Origin of the sequence: Phocaeicola sp. ICN-14070 (assembly GCF_037892625.1) — a bacterium.
GTDB lineage: Bacteria > Bacteroidota > Bacteroidia > Bacteroidales > Bacteroidaceae > Phocaeicola > Phocaeicola plebeius.
In genome coordinates, this window is the sequence record NZ_JBBKBF010000019.1 from 34,253 (window position 1) to 54,604 (window position 20,352).

General features: G+C 47.3%; 19 protein-coding genes and 1 pseudogene. 14 read left to right on the forward strand and 6 right to left on the reverse strand.

What is annotated here, in order from left to right; all coding sequences use genetic code 11:
- Positions 1-12 precede the first annotated feature (12 nt).
- The 5 genes and pseudogenes from WKT20_RS07415 to WKT20_RS07435 all read left to right on the forward strand — a co-directional run bounded on the left by WKT20_RS07415 (position 13) and on the right by WKT20_RS07435 (position 6,824).
- Positions 13-852 carry a TonB family protein gene (locus WKT20_RS07415; protein WP_340417117.1) on the forward strand — a complete coding sequence of 280 codons (840 nt, stop codon included), beginning with the start codon at positions 13-15 and terminating at the stop codon, positions 850-852.
- A 26-nt stretch (positions 853-878) separates the two neighbouring features.
- Positions 879-1,427 (forward strand): DJ-1 family glyoxalase III, encoded by a 549-nt coding sequence (locus WKT20_RS07420; RefSeq protein WP_022054611.1) that lies wholly within the window; start codon positions 879-881, stop codon positions 1,425-1,427.
- Positions 1,427-2,095, forward strand: a complete 669-nt coding sequence (locus WKT20_RS07425; RefSeq protein ID WP_340417118.1) for a 2-C-methyl-D-erythritol 4-phosphate cytidylyltransferase — start codon at positions 1,427-1,429, stop codon at positions 2,093-2,095. Before WKT20_RS07420 ends, WKT20_RS07425 begins: the two co-directional genes overlap by 1 nt.
- Entirely contained in the window at positions 2,095-4,194 is a 2,100-nt protein-coding gene (gene recG, locus WKT20_RS07430) for an ATP-dependent DNA helicase RecG (protein ID WP_340417119.1), read from the forward strand. Before WKT20_RS07425 ends, recG begins: the two co-directional genes overlap by 1 nt.
- Positions 4,195-4,530: 336 nt before the next feature.
- Positions 4,531-6,824 (forward strand): annotated as a pseudogene (locus WKT20_RS07435) (beta-galactosidase).
- A 73-nt stretch (positions 6,825-6,897) separates the two neighbouring features.
- Here WKT20_RS07435 and WKT20_RS07440 read toward each other — a convergent pair.
- Positions 6,898-7,380, reverse strand: coding sequence for a GNAT family N-acetyltransferase (locus WKT20_RS07440; protein WP_118026423.1), 483 nt, complete (start codon positions 7,378-7,380; stop codon positions 6,898-6,900).
- Between the two features lies 1 nt (position 7,381).
- The gene (gene menA / locus WKT20_RS07445) at positions 7,382-8,272 is read right to left on the reverse strand and encodes a 1,4-dihydroxy-2-naphthoate octaprenyltransferase (protein WP_340417120.1); all 891 of its coding nucleotides are present in this window, start codon (positions 8,270-8,272) and stop codon (positions 7,382-7,384) included.
- Between the two features lie 88 nt (positions 8,273-8,360).
- Here menA and WKT20_RS07450 point away from each other — a divergent pair, with 88 nt between their 5' ends.
- A complete protein-coding gene (locus WKT20_RS07450) occupies positions 8,361-9,200 on the forward strand; it encodes a metallophosphoesterase (protein WP_445323270.1) in 840 nt (279 codons plus the stop codon).
- On the opposite strand, the gene nadD is transcribed toward WKT20_RS07450, so the two are convergent.
- From nadD to WKT20_RS07470, 4 genes are read right to left on the reverse strand one after another with little or no spacing between them, the layout of a single operon-like run.
- Positions 9,201-9,794, reverse strand: a complete 594-nt coding sequence (gene nadD / locus WKT20_RS07455) for a nicotinate (nicotinamide) nucleotide adenylyltransferase (RefSeq protein ID WP_340417122.1) — start codon at positions 9,792-9,794, stop codon at positions 9,201-9,203. It lies immediately after the preceding gene.
- Complete coding sequence (locus WKT20_RS07460) at positions 9,773-9,958, reverse strand: hypothetical protein (protein ID WP_040313381.1); 186 nt, start codon at positions 9,956-9,958, stop codon at positions 9,773-9,775. The genes nadD and WKT20_RS07460 overlap by 22 nt, the downstream gene beginning before the upstream one ends.
- A gap of 10 nt (positions 9,959-9,968) precedes the next feature.
- Positions 9,969-10,535, reverse strand: coding sequence for a guanylate kinase (gmk, locus tag WKT20_RS07465; RefSeq protein ID WP_304210413.1), 567 nt, complete (start codon positions 10,533-10,535; stop codon positions 9,969-9,971).
- 8 nt (positions 10,536-10,543) lie between these two features.
- Entirely contained in the window at positions 10,544-11,419 is an 876-nt protein-coding gene (locus WKT20_RS07470; protein ID WP_007564443.1) for a YicC/YloC family endoribonuclease, read from the reverse strand.
- Positions 11,420-11,624: 205 nt separating this feature from the next.
- Between WKT20_RS07470 and tsaB the strand changes: the two genes are divergently transcribed.
- From tsaB to WKT20_RS07510, 8 genes are all read left to right on the forward strand, one after another.
- Positions 11,625-12,314 carry a tRNA (adenosine(37)-N6)-threonylcarbamoyltransferase complex dimerization subunit type 1 TsaB gene (gene tsaB, locus WKT20_RS07475; protein ID WP_117702623.1) on the forward strand — a complete coding sequence of 230 codons (690 nt, stop codon included), beginning with the start codon at positions 11,625-11,627 and terminating at the stop codon, positions 12,312-12,314.
- A gap of 57 nt (positions 12,315-12,371) precedes the next feature.
- Positions 12,372-12,974: a DUF4290 domain-containing protein gene (locus tag WKT20_RS07480; protein WP_007564447.1), complete on the forward strand. Its 603-nt coding sequence runs from the start codon at positions 12,372-12,374 to the stop codon at positions 12,972-12,974.
- A 15-nt stretch (positions 12,975-12,989) separates the two neighbouring features.
- The gene (murA, locus tag WKT20_RS07485; protein WP_249087535.1) at positions 12,990-14,297 is read left to right on the forward strand and encodes a UDP-N-acetylglucosamine 1-carboxyvinyltransferase; all 1,308 of its coding nucleotides are present in this window, start codon (positions 12,990-12,992) and stop codon (positions 14,295-14,297) included.
- 2 nt (positions 14,298-14,299) lie between these two features.
- A complete protein-coding gene (rimM, locus tag WKT20_RS07490; RefSeq protein WP_340417123.1) occupies positions 14,300-14,812 on the forward strand; it encodes a ribosome maturation factor RimM in 513 nt (170 codons plus the stop codon).
- A gap of 13 nt (positions 14,813-14,825) precedes the next feature.
- Positions 14,826-15,683, forward strand: a complete 858-nt coding sequence (locus tag WKT20_RS07495; protein ID WP_118026429.1) for a M23 family metallopeptidase — start codon at positions 14,826-14,828, stop codon at positions 15,681-15,683.
- Positions 15,684-15,687: 4 nt separating this feature from the next.
- Positions 15,688-16,845, forward strand: coding sequence for a 1-deoxy-D-xylulose-5-phosphate reductoisomerase (locus tag WKT20_RS07500; protein WP_304215869.1), 1,158 nt, complete (start codon positions 15,688-15,690; stop codon positions 16,843-16,845).
- Positions 16,846-16,884: 39 nt separating this feature from the next.
- Positions 16,885-18,225, forward strand: coding sequence for an RIP metalloprotease RseP (gene rseP, locus WKT20_RS07505; RefSeq protein ID WP_304215870.1), 1,341 nt, complete (start codon positions 16,885-16,887; stop codon positions 18,223-18,225).
- Between the two features lie 109 nt (positions 18,226-18,334).
- Positions 18,335-20,352, forward strand: a 2,018-nt coding sequence (locus tag WKT20_RS07510) for a S9 family peptidase (RefSeq protein ID WP_340417124.1), incomplete at its 3' end; no start/stop codon positions are given.

A 20,352-nucleotide genomic window follows, 5' to 3' on the forward strand; every position in this document is an offset into this window, starting at 1 on the left:
AACAGAGTAACGTTGAAAAAAAATAAGGTAATCGGAATTGTATGTACGGTGGCTTTGCATGTGCTGGTGCTGCTGTTGCTGTTTCTTCTGAAGCTGACCGTTCCGGCAGAACAGGAGGAAGGCGGTGTGCCCGTCATGTTAGGCAATACGGAACTGGCCGCAGGTGATGCCGACCCTTATACGATGACCGAGGTGGATGTCATGCCGTCGGAAGCTCCTTCTTCTGCACCGGAAGCAGCAGTGGAGCCAGAGGTGGAACAGCCTATGATTACGCAGCAGGATGAACCTTCTTTGCAGGTGAAGAAAGAAAAACCTAAAACAGAAACGAAGAAGGAACAACCTAAAAAGACACCGGTAAAAACTGAAACGCAGAAAGTGAATAAGCCGAAGGAGAAAACAGAGGCTGAAAAACGGGCGGAAGCAGAAAAAGCAGCTGCTCAGGCGGCAGCTAATACCATTGCCGGGGCATTTGGAAAAGGTTCTCAGATGGGGAGCAAAGGAAATGCCGCCGGAGCCGGACTGCAGGGTAGTCCTACGGGCAACTCTTCTACGGGAAAGACGAGTGGTGTAGGTGCTCGGGATGAATTCGACCTGAACGGACGAACAGTGAGAGGTGGACAACTTCCGAAGCCGATCTACAATGGTCGAGAAGAAGGGCGTGTGGTTATTACTATTCGGGTGAATCCGGATGGAGAGGTTGTTGGTATCAGCTTTAATAAAAAGAGGTCGAATACATCGGATCCGGCATTGCGAAGAGCGGCAGAAGAGGCAGCTCGAAAAGCACGCTTTAATGCGGTAGATGGAGTGGATGATCAGTTCGGTACCATTACGTATAATTTTAAGTTGAAATAAAACTTTTAATTCTAAATAATAGATTTATGAAAGCAGTTTGTATCTTTTTGGCTGAAGGTTTCGAGGAAATGGAAGCCATGTTTCCGTTGGATATTATGCGCAGAGGCGGATTGAACGTAAAAACGGTGTCTGTCACTGGAAACAAGACGGTCATCAGTTCTCATCAGGTACCCATTGTGGCTGATTTGTTGTTCGAAGAGCTGAAGGAGGAAGATGTAGAAATGATTGTTCTTCCTGGTGGACTGCCGGGTGCTACTAACCTGGATGCACATGCCGGACTGGACAAACTGATTATGAGCTTTGCGGCTGCCGGAAAACCGTTGGCTGCCATTTGTGCTGCTCCGATGGTATATGGTAAGCGCGGTTTGCTGAAAGGCAAGAAAGCTACCTGCTATCCGGGTTTCGACAAATTCCTGGAAGGAGCAGAATATACAGGAAATATGGTAGAAGTAGTCGACAACTTCATTTTGGGTAAAGGTCCGGGTGCCGCACCTGCCTTTGGCTTTACTATCCTGGAGAAATTTGCAGGAGCAGAAAAAGCACTCGAAGTGAAAAAAGGAATGTTGCTGGCTTAATGAAGAAATATGTGATAGTGGTAGCGGGAGGAAAAGGCCTGCGTATGGGGGGAGAGATTCCCAAACAATTCATTCCGGTAAAAGGAAAGCCGGTATTGATGCGTACGCTGGAAACTTTTCATGCCTGTGACCCGAACATTGAACTGATTGTGGTGCTTCCGGTGGAACAGTGTTCCTACTGGGAGCACCTTTGTGCTGAATATGGCTTTACGTTGCCTCACCGTATTGCGGCAGGTGGAGAAACCCGTTTCCATTCCGTAAAGAACGGACTGGCACTGGTGGCAGAAGACGGTGTGGTCGGTGTGCACGACGGGGTACGTCCTTTCGTTTCTGCCGAAGTCATTACGAATTGTTATGCGCAGGCAGCCACTTTGCAGGCTGTGGTTCCGGTAACAGATGTAGTGGAAACAGTCCGTCATTTGTTGCCTGAAGGAGGAAGTGAGACTGTATCACGCAATGATTACAAGCTGGTGCAGACTCCTCAAGTCTTCACCTTGGAGTTGTTGAAACGGGCCTATGCGCAGGATTACAAGCCCTTCTTTACTGACGATGCTTCGGTGGTGGAGGCATTGGGACAGCCGGTACATCTGGTATCCGGCAACCGGGAGAATATCAAACTCACCACACCTTTTGACTTGAAAGTAGCAGAATCTCTTATTGACGACTAATGTTTGACTTATCCACACGCGATGTGAAATATTTGCCAGGGGTAGGGCCGCAGCGGGCGGCCATACTGAATAAGGAATTGAACATCTATTCCTTACGCGACCTGTTGTATTATTTCCCATACAAGTATGTGGACCGCAGTCGTCTGTATTACATCCATGAGATAGACGGTAACATGCCTTACATTCAGTTGCGCGGACGGATTCTGAGCTTTGAAATGTTCGGAGAAGGTCGTCAGCGCCGATTGGTGGGACATTTCTCCGATGGTACGGGAGTGGTGGACTTAGTGTGGTTTCAAGGATTGAAGTATATCACCGGAAAGTACAAAGCCAACGAAGAATACATCGTGTTCGGTAAGCCCACGGTTTTCAACGGGCGTATCAACGTGGCGCATCCCGATATTGACCCGGCACAGGAACTGACCCTTTCTACCATGGGGCTTCAACCTTATTACAACACTACGGAAAAGATGAAGCGTACCAGCCTGAATTCTCATGCACTGGAAAAGCTGATGAAGAATCTTTTTCAGGCTTTGCAGAAGGAGAGTTTTGAGGAAACGCTAAGTCCTTCTTTAATCGCGGCACATCAGTTGATGCCCCTGACCGATGCGTTGTATAATATTCATTTCCCGCAGAATCCGGAACTTCTCCGCAAGGCACAGTATCGCTTGAAATTTGAGGAACTGTTTTACGTACAGCTCAATATTCTCCGTTATACCAAAGAGCGTCGTAACAAATTCCGTGGATTGGTATTTGAACGGGTGGGTGAAATTTTCAATACCTTTTATGCACATCACCTGCCTTTCCAGTTGACGGGGGCACAGAAACGTGTAATCAAGGAAATGCGTCGTGATATGGGAAGCGGACGACAGATGAACCGCCTGTTGCAGGGCGATGTGGGGAGTGGAAAAACATTAGTAGCCCTGATGACCATGCTGATAGCCTTGGATAACGGATTCCAGGCCTGTATGATGGCTCCGACAGAAATTCTTGCCACACAGCATTATGAAACCATCCGTCGCTTTCTGAATGGGATGCCCGTGCGGGTGGAGCTGTTGACCGGCAACGTGAAAGGCAAACGCCGTGAAACGATTCTCCGCGACTTATTAACAGGGGATGTGCATATCCTGATTGGTACGCATGCCGTGATTGAAGACACCGTCAACTTCTCTTCTTTGGGGCTGGTGGTGATTGACGAACAACACCGTTTTGGAGTGGCCCAGCGAGCCAAGTTGTGGGCTAAGAACACCCGTCCTCCTCATGTATTGGTTATGACGGCCACTCCGATTCCCCGTACACTGGCCATGACTTTGTATGGCGACCTGGATGTATCAGTCATTGATGAGTTGCCTCCCGGCAGAAAGCCTATTCAGACCATTCATCAATTTGACAACCGTCGGAAAAGCATGTACGAATTCATGCGGAAACAGATTCAGGAAGGACGTCAGGTATACATCGTGTATCCGTTGATACAGGAGAGCGAAAAGATGGACATCAAGAACCTGGAAGAGGGTTACATGCACATCTGTGAGGAGTTCCCAGAATACAAGGTCAGCAAGGTGCACGGTAAGATGAAACCGGCCGAGAAAGAGGAAGAAATGCAGCGTTTCTTGGCTAACGAAACCCAGATTATGGTGGCTACTACCGTGATAGAAGTCGGCGTGAATGTGCCCAATGCCTCGGTGATGGCTATTGAGAATGCCGAACGTTTCGGACTTTCCCAGCTCCATCAGTTACGTGGGCGAGTAGGTCGTGGTGCCGATCAGTCCTATTGTATTTTAGTGACCGGATACAAGTTGACGGAAGAAACCCGCAAGCGCATTGAAATCATGGTGCAGACCAATGACGGTTTTGAAATTGCCGAAGCCGACCTGAAACTACGTGGTCCCGGCGATTTGGAAGGTACCCAGCAGAGCGGGGTAGCCTTCGATTTGAAAATTGCCGACATTACCAAAGACGGCCAGTTGTTACAGTATGTCCGTGAAATGGCTGAACGCCTGCTGGATGACGATCCCGAAGGCATGAAACCGGAAAATCAAATTATCTGGCAACAGTTGAAAGAACTTCGTAAGAAGAATGTGAACTGGTCTGTAATATCCTGATTATTAAGTTTATATAATCTGTTTGGGCGTAGCCGGAAAACGCAAGTACGTTTGGAGGTAAACGCCTTTACGTTTGTACTTAAACGTACTTGTGTTTCAGGTAAAATGTACTTACGTTCCGTTTGAAATGTACTTGCGTTTGGGGAAGGATATAAAAACTTTTCGTGTATCTTGTTGAAACGGGATAGTAAGGTCGCAAAAAATTACATGTATTCCGTAAAAGATTCCATTTTTTTGTGTATTTTGAGGCAGTACTTTTGAATTGGAGATGTTGTATCTCATTTTTTACTTTAACTAGGAAAAACAATGAATCGATTTGCGGGAACAATCATATGTATGATGGCTGGAGTGCTGGCTATGGCACAGCAGGTGTATGAACTGGATATGCCTGTCAAGGAAAAGACAATTTATAGTGGGCACCTGAAGCTGGGAGGAAGTAATCCTTCCGGTGAGCGTATTGAGGTAAACAGCTATTATATGTCGGTTGGGGGAAAGCCGGTTATTCCAGTAATGGGAGAGTTTCATTATAGCCGTTATCCGGAATGCCAGTGGGAAGAAGAAATCCTGAAAATGAAGGCAGGAGGAGTAACGGTGATTCCTACGTATGTATTCTGGAGTATCCACGAAGAAAAGGAAGGCGTATTTAATTGGGAAGGGAACCGGAATCTTCGTAAGTTTTTATCATTGTGTCAGAAACATAATATGTGGACGGTGGTACGAATAGGCCCTTTCTGTCATGGGGAAATACGAAACGGAGGACTTCCCGACTGGTTGTTTGCCAAGCCCTTGGAAATACGTTCGAACGATGCGAACTACCTGAAGTATGTGAAACGCCTTTATGAAGAGATTGGCCGACAGTTGGAAGGATTGTATTATAAAGACGGTGGAACGATTATCGGCACGCAGATAGAAAATGAACACCAGCATTCGGCGGCTCCTTGGGGAATTACGTATCCGGGCGAACCGAAGGACATGACGTCGGCCACTTATGATGCCAATATTACGATGATAGGAGTGAGTGTACAGGATAAGAAAATCACGACGGCCGATTTGGGTGACCTGCACATGAAAACACTGAAAAAGATGGCCGAAGAAGCCGGAATCCAGACACCTTTGTACACGGCTACCGGATGGGGCAATGCGGCTGTAATCGGAGAGGAAGCCATTCCTGTGACGGCTGCCTATACGTATCCTTTCTGGGCCAAACCGGGTATGTCTCCTTTTTGCATGTTCAAGGATATTCAGAAGAATCCCGATTATGCACCGGTGCGTTATGACACCGAGAAGTACCCTTCCTTCTGTGCAGAAATGGGAGTCGGCATTCAGATGATTTATACCCGCCGCCCTATTGTCACGGCTAAGGCCGCAGAGGCGTTGATGGTGCGTACGCTGGGGGCATCGGGTATTATATGTATCATGGAGGTTCTACTCCGAAAATGGGACCTACGGCCTTTTTCAGCGATGAACCGATGGGAATGCCCAAGATATCGTATGATTTTCAGGCTCCCTTGGGAGAATTTGGTTTGGAGCATGGTTCTTATCGTGCGTTGCGCCTGTTGCATCTGTTCCTGAACGATTTCTCCAGTCAGCTGGCACCGATGGAAACGGTGCTTCCGAAGGGATATGAACAAATGACTCCGGATAACCGGGAAACGTTGCGATATGCAGCGCGGGTAAAAGGAAAATCGGGTTTCGTGTTTATGGTGAACTTTCAAGACCACGATACTGCTCGGGTAGACCAGAAAGATTTGTGCTTACGGTTGAAGTTTGCGGATGAGACACTTCGTATTCCTTCGCAAGGTACGTTTACTCTGCCGAAAGATGAGAGCCTGATTCTGCCGTTTAATTTTCAGATGGAGGATGCCTTGTTGAAGTATGCCACCGCCCAGTTATTGCTGAAACTGGATGACAAGGGGATGGACCATTACTTTTTCTTTGTGCCGGGAGGTATTCGTCCGAAATTTGTGTTTGACAAGACTACGGTAGCCGGAAAACATTGTTATACTCCGGAAGCAGGCTTAAAAAGTACGTTTATGGTGAAGACATCTGGTGGAAAACGGTTTAAAGTAACCACACTGACTCGCGAACAGGCTTTGAATGCTTGTAAGGTCGACGGTAAGTTGCTGATTACTTCTTCCATGGTGTTGCCGGAAGCAGGAAGAGTACGGTTGCTGAATATGGGAGACCCGGTGTTCCGTTATGTAGAATATCCTTCGGCAAAAGGCTTTAAGGAACAGATGAAAGAAGTTCCTTCCGTACAGCCCGAATATACCTTCCGTAAGGTTGGAAGCCGTCGGCTGGCAGTTCGTTTTTCCGGAAAGGAATATCCTCAGGTAAATGATTACTTCTTGCAGCTGGATTATACAGGCGACGTGGCCATGGCTTTCTTGAAGGGTGAGCTGGTGCTGGATCACTTTTATTATGGAGCTCCCTGGAAGATTAGTCTGAAACGTTTCCAGCAGGAACTGACTGATGAGGAACTGAGTTTTTACATTCGTCCGTTGTGGAAAAATGCACCTTTCCTGTCTGATTTGCCGGGAGAAGCTGTTCCTGATTTTTCCAAAGGTTCAGTAGCTCGGGTCGACTCAGTGCAGGTTGTTCCGCAATATGTGACTACATTGTCATGGTAAAGCGAAAAACAGACAGGGCGATACCTGAGAAATAAAGGTATCGCCCTGTTTGTTTTTATAATACTATACTATCTTATAGAATTAGTTCATAATCTACGATTCCTAACCACTTCCCGAATTTACGGCCTACTTCCCGAAAATAAGAAACCTTTTCAAACCCTAACTTTTCGTGCAGGGCGTAGCTGGCTTCGTTACCTTCGGTGATGCAGGCTATCAGGGCATGCAGTCCGTAGCGGCGGCATTCTTCTATTAAATGCAGCATCAGTTCTTTTCCGATACCTTTCCCGGTATGCGAAGGAGCCAGGTAGATGGTGGTCTCTGCACTTTGGTTGTAAGCAGCCTTTTCTTTCCATCCGTGCACGTAGCAGTAGCCGGCAATCTGCCCTTCCGTCTCATATACAAAGTACGGATACTTCTCACTGATGTGCTGGATACGTGTCCACATTTCCTCTTCGCTCACCGGTTCCAGTTCAAAGGTGATGGTGGTGTGGGCGATGTAATGATTATAGATGGCAGTGATGGCCGGTGTATCTTCTTTGCGTACCTTTCGAATCATATTAAAGTATTAAGCCAAGGGTGAGTAATAATCCAAAAATAAGCATGTTGCGGGAGGTTTCTCCCAAGATTCCGTTCAGGGCTTTTCCGCGGTAGATACGGGCCATGTGCTGGGTGGTCAGAATGTGTGGAATCAGGTACAGCTGGGGTAGCAGTACGGCATAGATTTTACCGATTTCCAGGAAGTAGAAGCAGCACCAGCAGGCCGCCAGTCCTAACAGAAAGTAAAGAATCAGTCCAGCTTTGGCTCCCAGGCGTACTATAATGGTTTTCTTGCCGCTGATAGCATCCTGTTCACGGTCGCGGAAGTTATTAATCATCAGCAGGGTGTCGATGATGAGGCCGCAGGCCAGTGAAGCCATGGTGACAGACATGTTCCAGTCGTGTGCCATGACATAGTAGGTACATCCCACAGGTACGAAGCCGAAGAAAACAAGTACCAGCAAGTCGCCCCATCCGTGATAAGCCAGCGGATACGGTCCGGCGGTATAGAGGAAGGCAAAAATCATACAGGCAATACCAATCGGAATCATTTCCAGTCCTCCGTAGTAAAGCAGGCAAAGTCCGGTGATTCCTGCTAACAGGGTGGTACAGGCAATTCCGGCTTTCATGGCCTTGGCGCTGATCCATCCTTGTGCACAGGCGCGTTCCGGTCCCAGCCGGTCTTCGCGGTCGCTGCCTTTCAGAAAATCAAACAAGTCGTTGATGAAGTTGGCGTCAATTTGCATCAGAAACGCAAACAGAAAGCAAAGCAGGGCAGGCGTTAATTGAAAATGACCGTAAATAAAGGCCAGCGCACAGCCCAGCATGACGGGTATGGCAGCACCGGTCAGTGTCTTAGGGCGGGCAGCCAACAACCAGGCTTTTATGGAATTGGTTTTGACGTTTGTCATTGTGGATTGATTTTTAGTTTTTCGTCCGGCAAAGTTAGGCATTTTTTTACGACCTTTGTCACGACCGGATAGTTATATGTATTTTAAAATGATGAAACGATTAAACTTGCTGGCAGGTTGCCTGGTGGTGCTATGTGTCCTGCTTTCTTCTTGTGCTACGGCTTCTTTTTCCAAATATAAAGGTGTGGGGCGTGTAAAGCGCTATGATTTCTACAGTGCCCAGTTGCCCGATTCTTTCGATGGTTTCCGTGTGGCTTTTGCTTCCGATTTTCATTACGAGAGTCGGTTTACCGCCCGTCGTTTACCGGGCATGTGCCAGGCACTTCGTTCGCTGGATGCGGATGTGTTGCTCCTGGGAGGTGACTATCGGGGACGCAACGGAGGAGATGTGACGCAACTCTTTCAGGCGCTGAAGACGGTGGAGACACCCTGTGGAACGTATGCCGTGATGGGAAACCATGAGCGTGGGCAGGCTGACTCGCTGGCACGGAAGGCCATGCAGGAAACTGGGGTACACTTACTGGAGCACAAGGTGGATACCTTGTGGAGAGGAAAGGAGTACATTTTGTTGTGCGGCATTCGTAACCCGTTTGACCTGAAACAGAACGGGGGGTCACCTACCTTGGCATTGCGGGAAGAAGATTTCGTACTGATGTTGGTACATACACCCGATTACGTGGAGGATGTGAATGTGGCGCACACCGATTTAGCACTGGCCGGACATACGCACGGGGGACAAGTCAGTTTGTTCCGCCGATGGACACCGGCGCATTTTTCCAAATACGGTAACCGTTTCCTGACAGGATTGAAGTATAACAGTGCGGGTATTCCGGTTATTATTACCAATGGACTGGGCACCTCCCGCAAGGATGTGCGCTTGTTTACACCGAGTGAGGTGGTGCTGGTGGTACTGCACAAAAAGAAATGATTACCGGTACAATCCTTTTTCCTGAATAATTCTGAATACTTCCGGATGCAGGAAATAGCGCAGGTCTTTTCCTTCCCGGATGCCTTTGCGGATAAAGGTCGAACTGATTTCGATGAGGGGAGCTTGTACGACTCTGACATGAGGAGGCAGACTGGCTGTATCCTCCAAGGGATAGCCCTGGCGCGGATAGACCAGAATGTGGTGGCGGCGGATGATTTCTTCGGGCGACCGCCAGCGGTCGAAAGCCTGCCAGTTGTCGGCACCGATAATCAGGTGAAACTCCCGGTCAGGATAACACTCGGCCAGTTTATCAAGGGTATGGATAGTGTATGAGGGACGTGGAAGCTGGAACTCAAAGTCGGATGCGCGGAAACGGGGGTATCCTGCCACGGCAGCTTCTACCATTTTCAGGCGCAGATGGTCGTCGAGCAACGTCTCGTTCTGTTTGAACGGGTTCTGAGGGGTAACCAAAAACCATACCTCCTCCAGTCCCCCATATTCACACAGGTAGTTGGCAAGTGCCAGGTGGCCTGTATGGATAGGGTTGAAGGAACCTCCGAAAAGTCCGGTTTTTATTTGAGGCTTTTCTTCCATTGTCTGTAGTTGAGTATCTGCCAGGCAGCTACCAGCAGCATGGCTACGGCAATGATGTATTCTTCTTTTGCTACGGCCACCACCCCTACGGCAATGGCTGCCAGCCCGATGACGATACAAAGTATGGTCATCATGAACATGATTTTCTTTGGGTCTTTAGGCATATCAGCAAATTTATTGTTTAATAAAATCGCGAATGGTCTTCAAGGCTTCTGCTTGAGCCTTTTCCAAATTGTCGTTGACAATCACTACATCGAATTTTTCGGCATAGCTCAGCTCGAAGGTAGCTTTTGCCAGACGGCTTTCGATAACTTCGGGTGCGTCGGTTCCACGACCGGTCAGGCGCTTGCGGAGCTCTTCGAGTGAAGGCGGCTGGATAAATACAGACAGTGCGCGGTCGCCGTAGAATTTCTTGATATTGCATCCGCCTACTACGTCGACATCGAAAATTACATTCTGTCCGGCTGCCAGCTGTTTTTCTACCTGTGCTTTCAGTGTGCCATAGAAACGGTCCTTGTACACTTCTTCGTATTCCAGAAACTCATCGTTGGCGATACGCTGCTTGAATTCCTCTGGTGTCAGGAAGAAGTATTCCACTCCGTTCTGCTCTGTGCCACGGGGCGCGCGGCTGGTGGCAGAGATGGAGAAGGCCAAATTCAGGTTCTGTGTCAGCAAGTAATTGATGATGGTGGATTTACCAGAGCCGGAGGGGGCTGAAAAAATAATAAGTTTGCCTGCCATATTCTTTTTTACATTACGTTCAACACTTGTTCCTTAATCTGTTCCAGTTCGTCTTTCATCTGTACCACGATGTTCTGCATTTCGGCATGGTTCGACTTGCTGCCGGTGGTATTGATTTCACGTCCCATTTCCTGAGCGATGAATCCCAGCTTCTTGCCTTGTCCGTGTCCGCCTGCCATGGTTTCGCGGAAATATTTCAGGTGGTTGGCCAGACGCTGCTTCTCTTCGTTGATGTCCAGCTTTTCGATGTAATAAATCAACTCCTGCTCCAGACGGTTCTTGTCATAGTCGATGCTCAGCGTTTTTTCCAGTGCATCGGTAATGCGCTCCCGTATCTTGGCCACACGTTCCTTCTCGTAAGGCTCGATGGATTTCATCAACCGTTCGATGTTGTCGATTTTTTCTGTAAACTTCTTTTCGAGAGCTGCACCTTCCTGCTTGCGGAAGTCAACCAGATGTTGCAGAGCGGTTTCGATGGTTTGTTTGGCTGCAGCCCATTCTTCGTCCGACAGTTCCTGCACGTCTACGCGGGTCAGCACGTCGGGCATGCGCAACAAAGTGGCAAACCAGTCTTCCGGCAACGGAATATGGCAAGTTTCAGAAATGGTTTTTATTTGGTTGTAATAGTTTTCTACCAAGGCTGTATTGATGGGAGTAGCCGATTCGGCGGCGTCTTTTTCCACCCATATAGAGAAGTCCACTTTCCCGCGTTCCAGTGTCTGGGCAATCAGGTTGCGGATTTCCATTTCTTTTTCACGATACAATGGAGCGATGCGTGTGGATAAGTCCATTGCTTTGCTGTTCAACGATTTGATTTCCACGTTGATTTTTTTGTCTCCGAACACAGTGACTGCTTTTCCGTATCCGGTCATTGACTGTATCATAACTCCTTCTGTTTTTTGATAATTTGGATACAAAGGTAGGAAAAATCTAAATAAAGAATAAGCGGCTGTTAAAAAAAACGTGCGAAATACCTTTGACTCTGACGGATGGAACAGAGTTTCGGCAAACTTTCTGCTTCTTTTTTCATGAGATAGTGAGAAGAAAAGTGTATATTTGCAGACTATAATAATTGTATCGAGTTTAATTATGTCATGCATTTTACATATTGAAACATCTACGGAAGTTTGTTCTGTGGCTGTAAGCCAGGATGGAGCTTCCATTTTCTCGAAAGAAGATTTTAACGGCCCTTCGCATGCTACTGTGTTAGGGGTATTTGTGGATGAAGCCTTGTCGTTCATTGATAGCCATGCCATTCCGTTGGATGCGGTGGCAGTGAGCTGTGGTCCTGGTTCGTATACGGGGCTGCGTATCGGTGTGTCGATGGCGAAAGGTATCTGTTACGGACGGAACATTCCGCTGATAGGATTGCCCACACTGGAGGTGATGTGTGTGCCGGTGCTGCTTGCGCACGACCTGCCGGAAGATGCTTTGCTTTGTCCGATGATTGATGCCCGCCGTATGGAAGTATATGCGGCCGTGTATGACCGTGCTTTGAAGGTGCAGCGTGCCATCGGAGCAGATATTATTGACGAAAATTCGTATGCCGAATATTTGGAGAAACATCCGGTGTATTTCTTTGGTAACGGAGCAGCCAAGTGCAAGGAAAAACTTTCGCATCCCAACGCACACTTCATTGAGAATATTCATCCGGTAGCCAAATGGATGTTCCCGCTGGCCGAGAAAGCCATGGCAGTGGAAGATTTCAAGGATGTGGCCTATTTTGAGCCGTTCTATCTGAAGGAATTTGTGGCTTCCACTCCGAAGAAACTGCTGTAAGGGCGTATGGCCGGTGAGGCGTAAAAAGATTTGATTTGTAGAATAACAGAATTTTATATGGAATATAATACCCAGCAACGAAAATTGCCACTTCCGGAGTATGGACGAAGTGTGCAGAACATGGTAGACCATGCATTGACCATCGAAGACCGTGAAGAGCGTCAGCGGTGTGCCAATACGATTGTAAACATAATGGGAGGCATGTTTCCGCAATTACGCGACATGGAGGATTTCCGTCATAAGCTGTGGGATCATCTGGCCATTATGTCCGACTTCAAACTGGATATTGACTATCCGGTGGAAATTGTAAAGAAGGAAAGTTTGGAAGTGAAACCGGACAGAATTCCCTATTCTCCGAACGTCATTCGTTTCCGTCATTACGGACGGTTCATTCAGGACTTGATTAAGATAGCAGTAGACTATCCGGAAGGTGATGAGAAAAAACAGCTGATAAAATATATCGCCAACCACATGAAGAAGGATTACATCAACTTCAACAAGGACGGGGTGGAAGACCAGAAAATCCTGGAGGATTTGTGCGAGCTGTCAGAAGGACGTATCAAGCTGACGACGGATGACTTGAAGCTGGTGGAACAGCGTTCGTTCGGTCCGCGTCGTCGTCAGATGAACAATAACAATCAGCAGAAAAAGAAATATTAATCAAAATCGGATACTATGGCTTCATTTGTAATCGAAGGAGGACACAAACTGCATGGCGAGATTGTGCCTCAGGGTGCTAAAAACGAAGTATTACAGGTACTTTGTGCCACATTGCTGACAGATGAGGAAGTGACTATTGAAAACATTCCGAACATTCTGGATGTGAACAACCTGATACAGTTACTTCGCGACATGGGGGTGAAGGTCTCTAAGTCGGGAAGTGACACCTACACTTTTCAGGCAGATAATCTGAATCTGGCTTACCTGGAGAGTGATGACTTCTTGAACCGTTGCTCTAAATTGCGTGGTTCGGTGATGCTGGTAGGTCCTCTGGTAGCTCGCTTCGGAAAGGCAATGATTTCGAAACCGGGTGGTGATAAAATCGGACGCCGCCGTCTGGATACGCACTTCCTGGGTATTCAGAAACTGGGTGCCTCGTTTGAATATGATGCCGTGAATGGTCGTTTTTGCATTAATGCCGAGAAGCTGAAAGGCGCTTATATGTTGCTGGATGAGGCTTCTGTGACCGGTACGGCCAATATTGTGATGGCAGCTGTACTGGCCGAAGGGGTGACAACGATTTACAATGCAGCCTGTGAACCTTATTTGCAGCAGTTGTGCCGGATGCTGAATCGCATGGGAGCCAAGATTTCGGGTATCGCATCGAACTTGCTTACCATCGAAGGCGTATCCAGCTTGAAAGGCTGTTCACATCGGGTGCTTCCAGATATGATTGAAGTCGGCAGTTTCATCGGAATGGCTGCCATGACGGGAAGTGAAATTACCATCAAGGATGTGTCTTATGAAAATCTGGGAATCATTCCTGACAGTTTCCGTCGTCTGGGTATCCGTTTGGAACAACGAGGTGACGATATATTTGTGCCCGCACAGGAGCATTACCAGATAGAGTCGTTTATTGACGGCTCCATTATGACCATTGCCGATGCACCGTGGCCGGGATTGACTCCTGACTTGCTGAGTGTGATGCTCGTTGTGGCTACTCAGGCTAAGGGTAGTGTGTTGATTCATCAGAAGATGTTTGAAAGCCGTCTGTTCTTTGTGGACAAATTGATTGATATGGGGGCACAGATTATTTTATGCGACCCTCACCGTGCGGTGGTAATCGGTCACGACCGCAATTTCTGTTTGCGGGGCGGCAATATGACTTCGCCGGATATTCGTGCCGGTATTGCCTTGCTGATTGCGGCACTGGGAGCAGAAGGAAACAGCCGTATCCATAACATTGAGCAGATTGACCGAGGATACCAGCATATCGAACAGCGATTGACTGCACTCGGTGCACGTATCACGCGTATTGAATAAGTATGATTAGAAAAGAAGAAGTATTTAAAATAGGAATCATCAACAAGCCCCACGGAGTGAAGGGTGAGGTGTCGTTTACGTTTACCGATGATATTTTCGACCGGGTGGACTGCGACTACCTGATTCTGTTGCTCGACGGGATTCTGGTTCCATTCTTTATTGAAGAATATCGCTTTCGCTCCGACAATGCAGCGCTGGTGAAATTCGAAGAGATAGACACGGCTGAGAAGGCACGTAGTTTTACCAATGTGGAAGTGTATTTCCCGAAGAAGTATATGGAAGAACAGGATGAAATCACTTCCTGGAATTTCTTTGTCGGATTCAAGGTGCACGACGTGCATCATGGCGACTTGGGTGAAGTGGTGGATGTGGATGATGCAACGATGAATGTGCTGTTTGTCATTGAGAAGGAGGGAGAGGAACTGCTGCTTCCGGCTCACGAAGAATTTATACTGGATATTGACAAGGCACAGAAAGTGTTGACGGTGGATATTCCTGAGGGATTGTTGGATTAAAACCAGATTAGGTATGAAAAAGAAAGGTCGTAAAGCATTTTGGCGGAACATTAAGTTTAAGTATAAGCTGACCGTCATTAATGAGAACACACTGGAAGAGGTAATTGGCATTCATGTGTCGAAACTGAACGGTTTTTCGGTGTTGCTGGCTGCTTGTACGGTAATCTTTCTTTTGGCTGCCATCATTATTGTGTTTACTCCCTTGCGGAACTACTTGCCGGGATATATGAACAGTGAGGTGCGTTCGCAGGTGGTGACCAATGCACTGAAAGCCGATTCGTTGGTTGAGGCACTGGAACGCCAGAACCGCTATATCATGAATATTCAGGATATTTTCAGCGGGAAGGTGAATGTGGATACGGTACAGTCGATTGACTCGCTGACTACCATCCGTACGGAGGAGCTGATGAATCGCTCCAAGGAGGAAGATGATTTTCGCCGGAAGTACGAAGAACGGGAACGGGCGGCAGCAATGGCGGGAACGGATGATCATACATTGCCGGATTTGTTGTTCTTCCGTCCTACGCGTGGAATGGTGGTGAAGGATTTTGCACCTTCGCGTCATCATTATGGAGTGGATATGGCAGCCTCCGTCGATGAGAGTGTACTGGCGGCTCTGGATGGTACGGTGATGCTGGTGGTGCAGACTGCCGACAGCGGGGTACTTATTCAAATTCAGCATGAACAGAATTTTATATCCGTATATAAACATTGTGGCCCTTCCCGGAAAAAAGAAGGGGACCAGGTGAAAGGGGGAGAAGTAATCGCATTGGCCGGAACATCGGACGAGGGTAAGCATGTGTCGCATGTGCATTTCGAACTGTGGCATGATGGCACTCCGATTGACCCGGCGAAATATGTTGTATTTTAAGCTTATGAAGAAACAGATTGCCATATTAGGTTCTACCGGATCAATCGGTACTCAGGCTCTTCAGGTAATAGAGGAGCATCCTGATTTGTATGAGGTATATGCCCTTACAGCGAACAATAAAGTGGATTTGCTGGCCGAACAGGCTCGTAAGTTCCAACCGGAAGTGGTGGTTATAGCCAATGAGGATAAGTATGGAATTTTGAAGGAAGCGCTGGCTGATTTGCCGATTAAGGTGTATGCCGGGGCTGAAGCTTTGTGTCAGGTGGTAGAGGCACAGCCTATTGATATTGTGCTGACCGCGATGGTGGGCTATGCCGGTCTGAAGCCGACCATCAATGCCATCAAAGCTCGAAAAACCATAGCATTGGCCAATAAGGAAACATTGGTGGTGGCTGGTGAACTGATTACTGCCTTGGCCAGTCAGTATCAGACACCGATTTTACCGGTAGATTCTGAGCATTCGGCTATTTTCCAGTGTCTGGAAATGAACAACCCTGTGCATAAGGTGATTCTGACTGCATCGGGAGGTCCTTTCCGTACCTTTACCATGGAACAGCTTCAAACAGTGACCAAAGAACAGGCTTTGAAGCATCCCAACTGGTCGATGGGAGCGAAGATTACCATCGATTCTGCTTCCATGATGAACAAGGGGTTTGAGGTGATGGAAGCTAAATGGCTGTTTGGAGTTATTCCGGAACAGATTGAAGTGGTGGTGCATCCGCAGTCGGTCATTCACTCTATGGTGGAGTTCGAAGACGGAGCAGTAAAGGCTCAGTTGGGCGTACCCGATATGCGTCTGCCTATTCAGTATGCTTTTTCTTATCCGAAACGGGAATCGCTTTCGGGCGAGCGGCTGGATTTTGCCAAGTATAATACTTTGACATTTGAAAAGCCGGATATGACACGCTTCCGTAACCTGGCTCTGGCCTACGAAGCCCTGCACCAGGGAGGAAACATGCCTTGTATTGTCAATGCGGCGAATGAAGTCGTAGTAGCTGCATTCTTGAAAGACCAGATTTCTTTCTTAGGTATGAGTGAGGTGATTGAAAAATCTATGGCGAAGGTTCCTTTTATAAAGGCACCTACTTACGGAGATTATGTATCGACCGATGCGGAAACCCGTCGTATTGCAGCAGAACTGGTGATTAATGGAATGAAATAAACAAAGTCTAATTATAAAAAAGTAAGAAGTAAAGTAGAAATGGAAACATTTTTGATTCGTGCCCTTCAGTTGATTCTCAGCTTGTCGCTGCTGGTCATCATTCACGAAGGAGGACATTTTTTCTTCGCCCGTCTGTTTAAGATTCGCGTAGAAAAGTTTTATATATTTTTCGACCCTTGGTTCTCGCTGTTCAAATATAAACCCAAGAACAGTGATACGGAATACGGAGTAGGCTGGTTGCCCTTAGGAGGATACTGCAAAATCTCGGGAATGATTGATGAGTCAATGGATACCGAGCAGATGAAACAGCCTGCTCAGCCGTGGGAGTTCCGTTCCAAACCGGCCTGGCAGCGTCTGCTGGTAATGGTGGGAGGAGTATTGATGAATTTCCTGCTGGCTCTGTTCATCTATTCCATGATTCTCTTTACATGGGGAGACCATTACACGACCTTGAGCGACATGACAATGGGTATGAAGTTTAATGAGCATGCGCAGGAAATCGGTTTCCGCGACGGCGATATTCTGAAGAGTGCCGATGGCAAGGAACTGACTCGCTTCAATATGGATATGATTCGTAGCATCGTAGAAGCTCGTGAGGTGACTGTCTTGCGTCAGGGAGAAGAGAAAAAGATTTTGCTGCCTGAGTTAAGCTTGTTGGATGTGGCAAAAGAAGACCCAATGTTTGTGGATGTGTTCTATCCGAATGTGGTCGATTCTGTACTTCCGGACGGTGGATTCGCGAAAGTGGGTATTCAGAAAGGAGACTCTTTGGTTGCATTTAATGGCAAAGAGATGACTTCATGGAATGAATTTCTGGACAACATGGCTGAGTTGAAGGCAAAGGCTGAGTTGGATAAGAAGACTTCGGCTGCCTTTACGCTGGTTTACTCACGTGCAGGAGTGCGTGATACCGTAGATGTGCAGACGGATGATAAATTCAAGGTTGCCGTAATAGGTGGACTGGTGGACTATAAGCAACGTACGTTGAGCTATGGCTTCTTTGAATCTTTCCCGGCAGGGGTAGCATTGGGCGTCAATACATTGAAAGGCTATGTCAATGACATGAAATATGTGTTTACCAAGGAAGGAGCCAAGAGTGTGGGCGGATTTGCTACTATTGGAAGTATCTTCCCGAAAGTCTGGGATTGGCAGCGTTTCTGGGAAATGACCGCATTCTTGTCTATTATTCTGGCCTTCATGAATATCTTGCCGATACCGGCACTTGACGGAGGACATGTGTTGTTCTTGCTTTATGAGATTATAGCCCGTCGGAAACCAAGTGACAAGTTCCTGGAATATGCGCAGATGGTAGGTATGTTCCTGCTGTTTGGTCTGCTTATCTGGGCAAACTTCAATGATGTACTGAGGTTCTTGTTCTGATGAATTTATAGAAGAATAGTATAAATGGCACAAGGAAGTACAAAGCTGGCTTGCCGGCTTTGTCTCCTTGTGTCTTTTTTGTTTAATCGATAAATAAAAAGAAAATATGATGAAAAAAATCCTATTGGCTGTAGTGTTGTGTGGCGGTTTCGGATTGACGTCTGTTTCTGCCCAGCAGGCGGAAGGACGTCTGCCAGGCTACTTACAGGCCGAAAAGTTTACCAAGAGTAAGCTGGACAAAATGTTGTTTTCTACTACTGTGGACCCGCACTGGTTTCAACAGGGAAACAATTTCTGGTTTGAGTATAAGACCAGTGAAGGAAAGTTCTGGTATGTGGTGAATCCTTCAGCTAAGCGTAAAGAGTTATTGTTCGACCGTGAACGGCTGGCTTCACAGCTTACCGAGATTGTACAAGACCCTTTTGAAGCACGTCAGTTGCCTATCGCAGACCTGAAGGCTGGAGAAGACGGACGTACCTTTACGTTTAAAGTGGTCTCAAAGGCTGATTCTACATTTTATTTCTCGTACGACTATCCGTCTCGTAAATTGACACATTTGAAAGACAAAAAGAAGGAACTGGACAGACCAAGCTGGGCCTCTGTTTCGCCTGATGGACAGCGGGTGATTTATGCCAAGGATTGCGATTTGTACTATATGAGTATCGCCGATTATCAGAAGGCTCGCAAGGATGAGAAAGATAGTACGATTGTAGAAGTCCGTCTGACAACGGATGGTACACCGGATTTCGGGTATGGCATTCCGTATAGTACCCTGAATACAGATACATTGTGCAATGGAAAACGTCGTGGAGTATGGGGATACTGGTCGCCTGATTCCAAATATTTTGCTACGATTATTGCGGACCAGCGGAATGTGAAACCGTTGTGGGTGATTAACTCTATTGCGGAGCCACGTCCTACTCTGGAAACTTATAAGTATGAGATGCCGGGAGAGACAGGTATGCCGGAATATCATCTGTATTTGTTCGATGTGCAGGCAGGTACACGGAAAGAAATCAAGACAGCGGCGTGGAAAAATCAGTCGATTGACTTGGAAGGTAAACCCTTTGAACAGAAACAGCGCGATATGGATCTGATTCCAAGAATCTGGCAAGGGGATAACAACCGTTTCTTTCTGACACGCAGCAGTCGTGACTTGCATCGTATTGATGTATGTACTTATACATTGGGGGCTGATTCCATTGTACCTATAGTAAAGGAAAGAATGAACACCTACCAGGAAACACGTCCTATTCATGTGCTGAAGGGAGGAAAAGAGTTTATCCAATGGAGCGAACGTGACGGCTGGGCGCACCTTTATTTATATGATGATAAAGGAAACTTGAAAAATCGTATCACAGAAGGTCCCTGGCATGTGGAGCGTGTGGTAAAAGTAGATGAGGTTGCACGGACAGTCTATTTTGTGGCCAATGGACGGGAGGCAGGTGAAAATCCATATTACGAACATTTCTATAAAGTAAATGTGGATGGAAGCGGATTGAAACAGCTTACGCATGGTGAATTCTTCCATGATGTAGAACTGGATGACGATGCCCGTTTCTTTGTCGATAACTATTCACGTGCCAATACCGTTCCTTGTACTGACCTGCTGGACAATAACGGGAAAAAGGTGATGACCATACAGGAAAGTGATTTCTCTTCCCTGAAAGCAGCCGGTTACAAATTCCCGGAACCTTTCAGGGTGAAAGCCGCCGATGGAGTGACTGATTTGTATGGAGTGATGTACAAACCTTTCGATTTTGACTCTACCAAGGTATATCCCATCATAGATTATGTATATCCGGGGCCTCAGGTAGAGGCAGTGGATTATCCGTTCCGACGCATGAGTGTCCGGACAGACCGTCTGGCACAAGCCGGATTTATCGTGATTACGGTAGGACAGCGAGGTGGGCATCCCAGCCGCTCCAAATGGTACCATAACTACGGATATGGAAATATGCGGGATTACCCGTTGGCCGACCATAAGGCAGCAGTAGAGCAACTGGCCGACCGTTATTCTTTTATCGATATTACGCGTGTGGGAATCCACGGGCATTCGGGAGGTGGATTTATGTCAACAGCAGCAATCTGTCAGTATCCTGATTTCTACAAGGCTGCAGTTTCTTG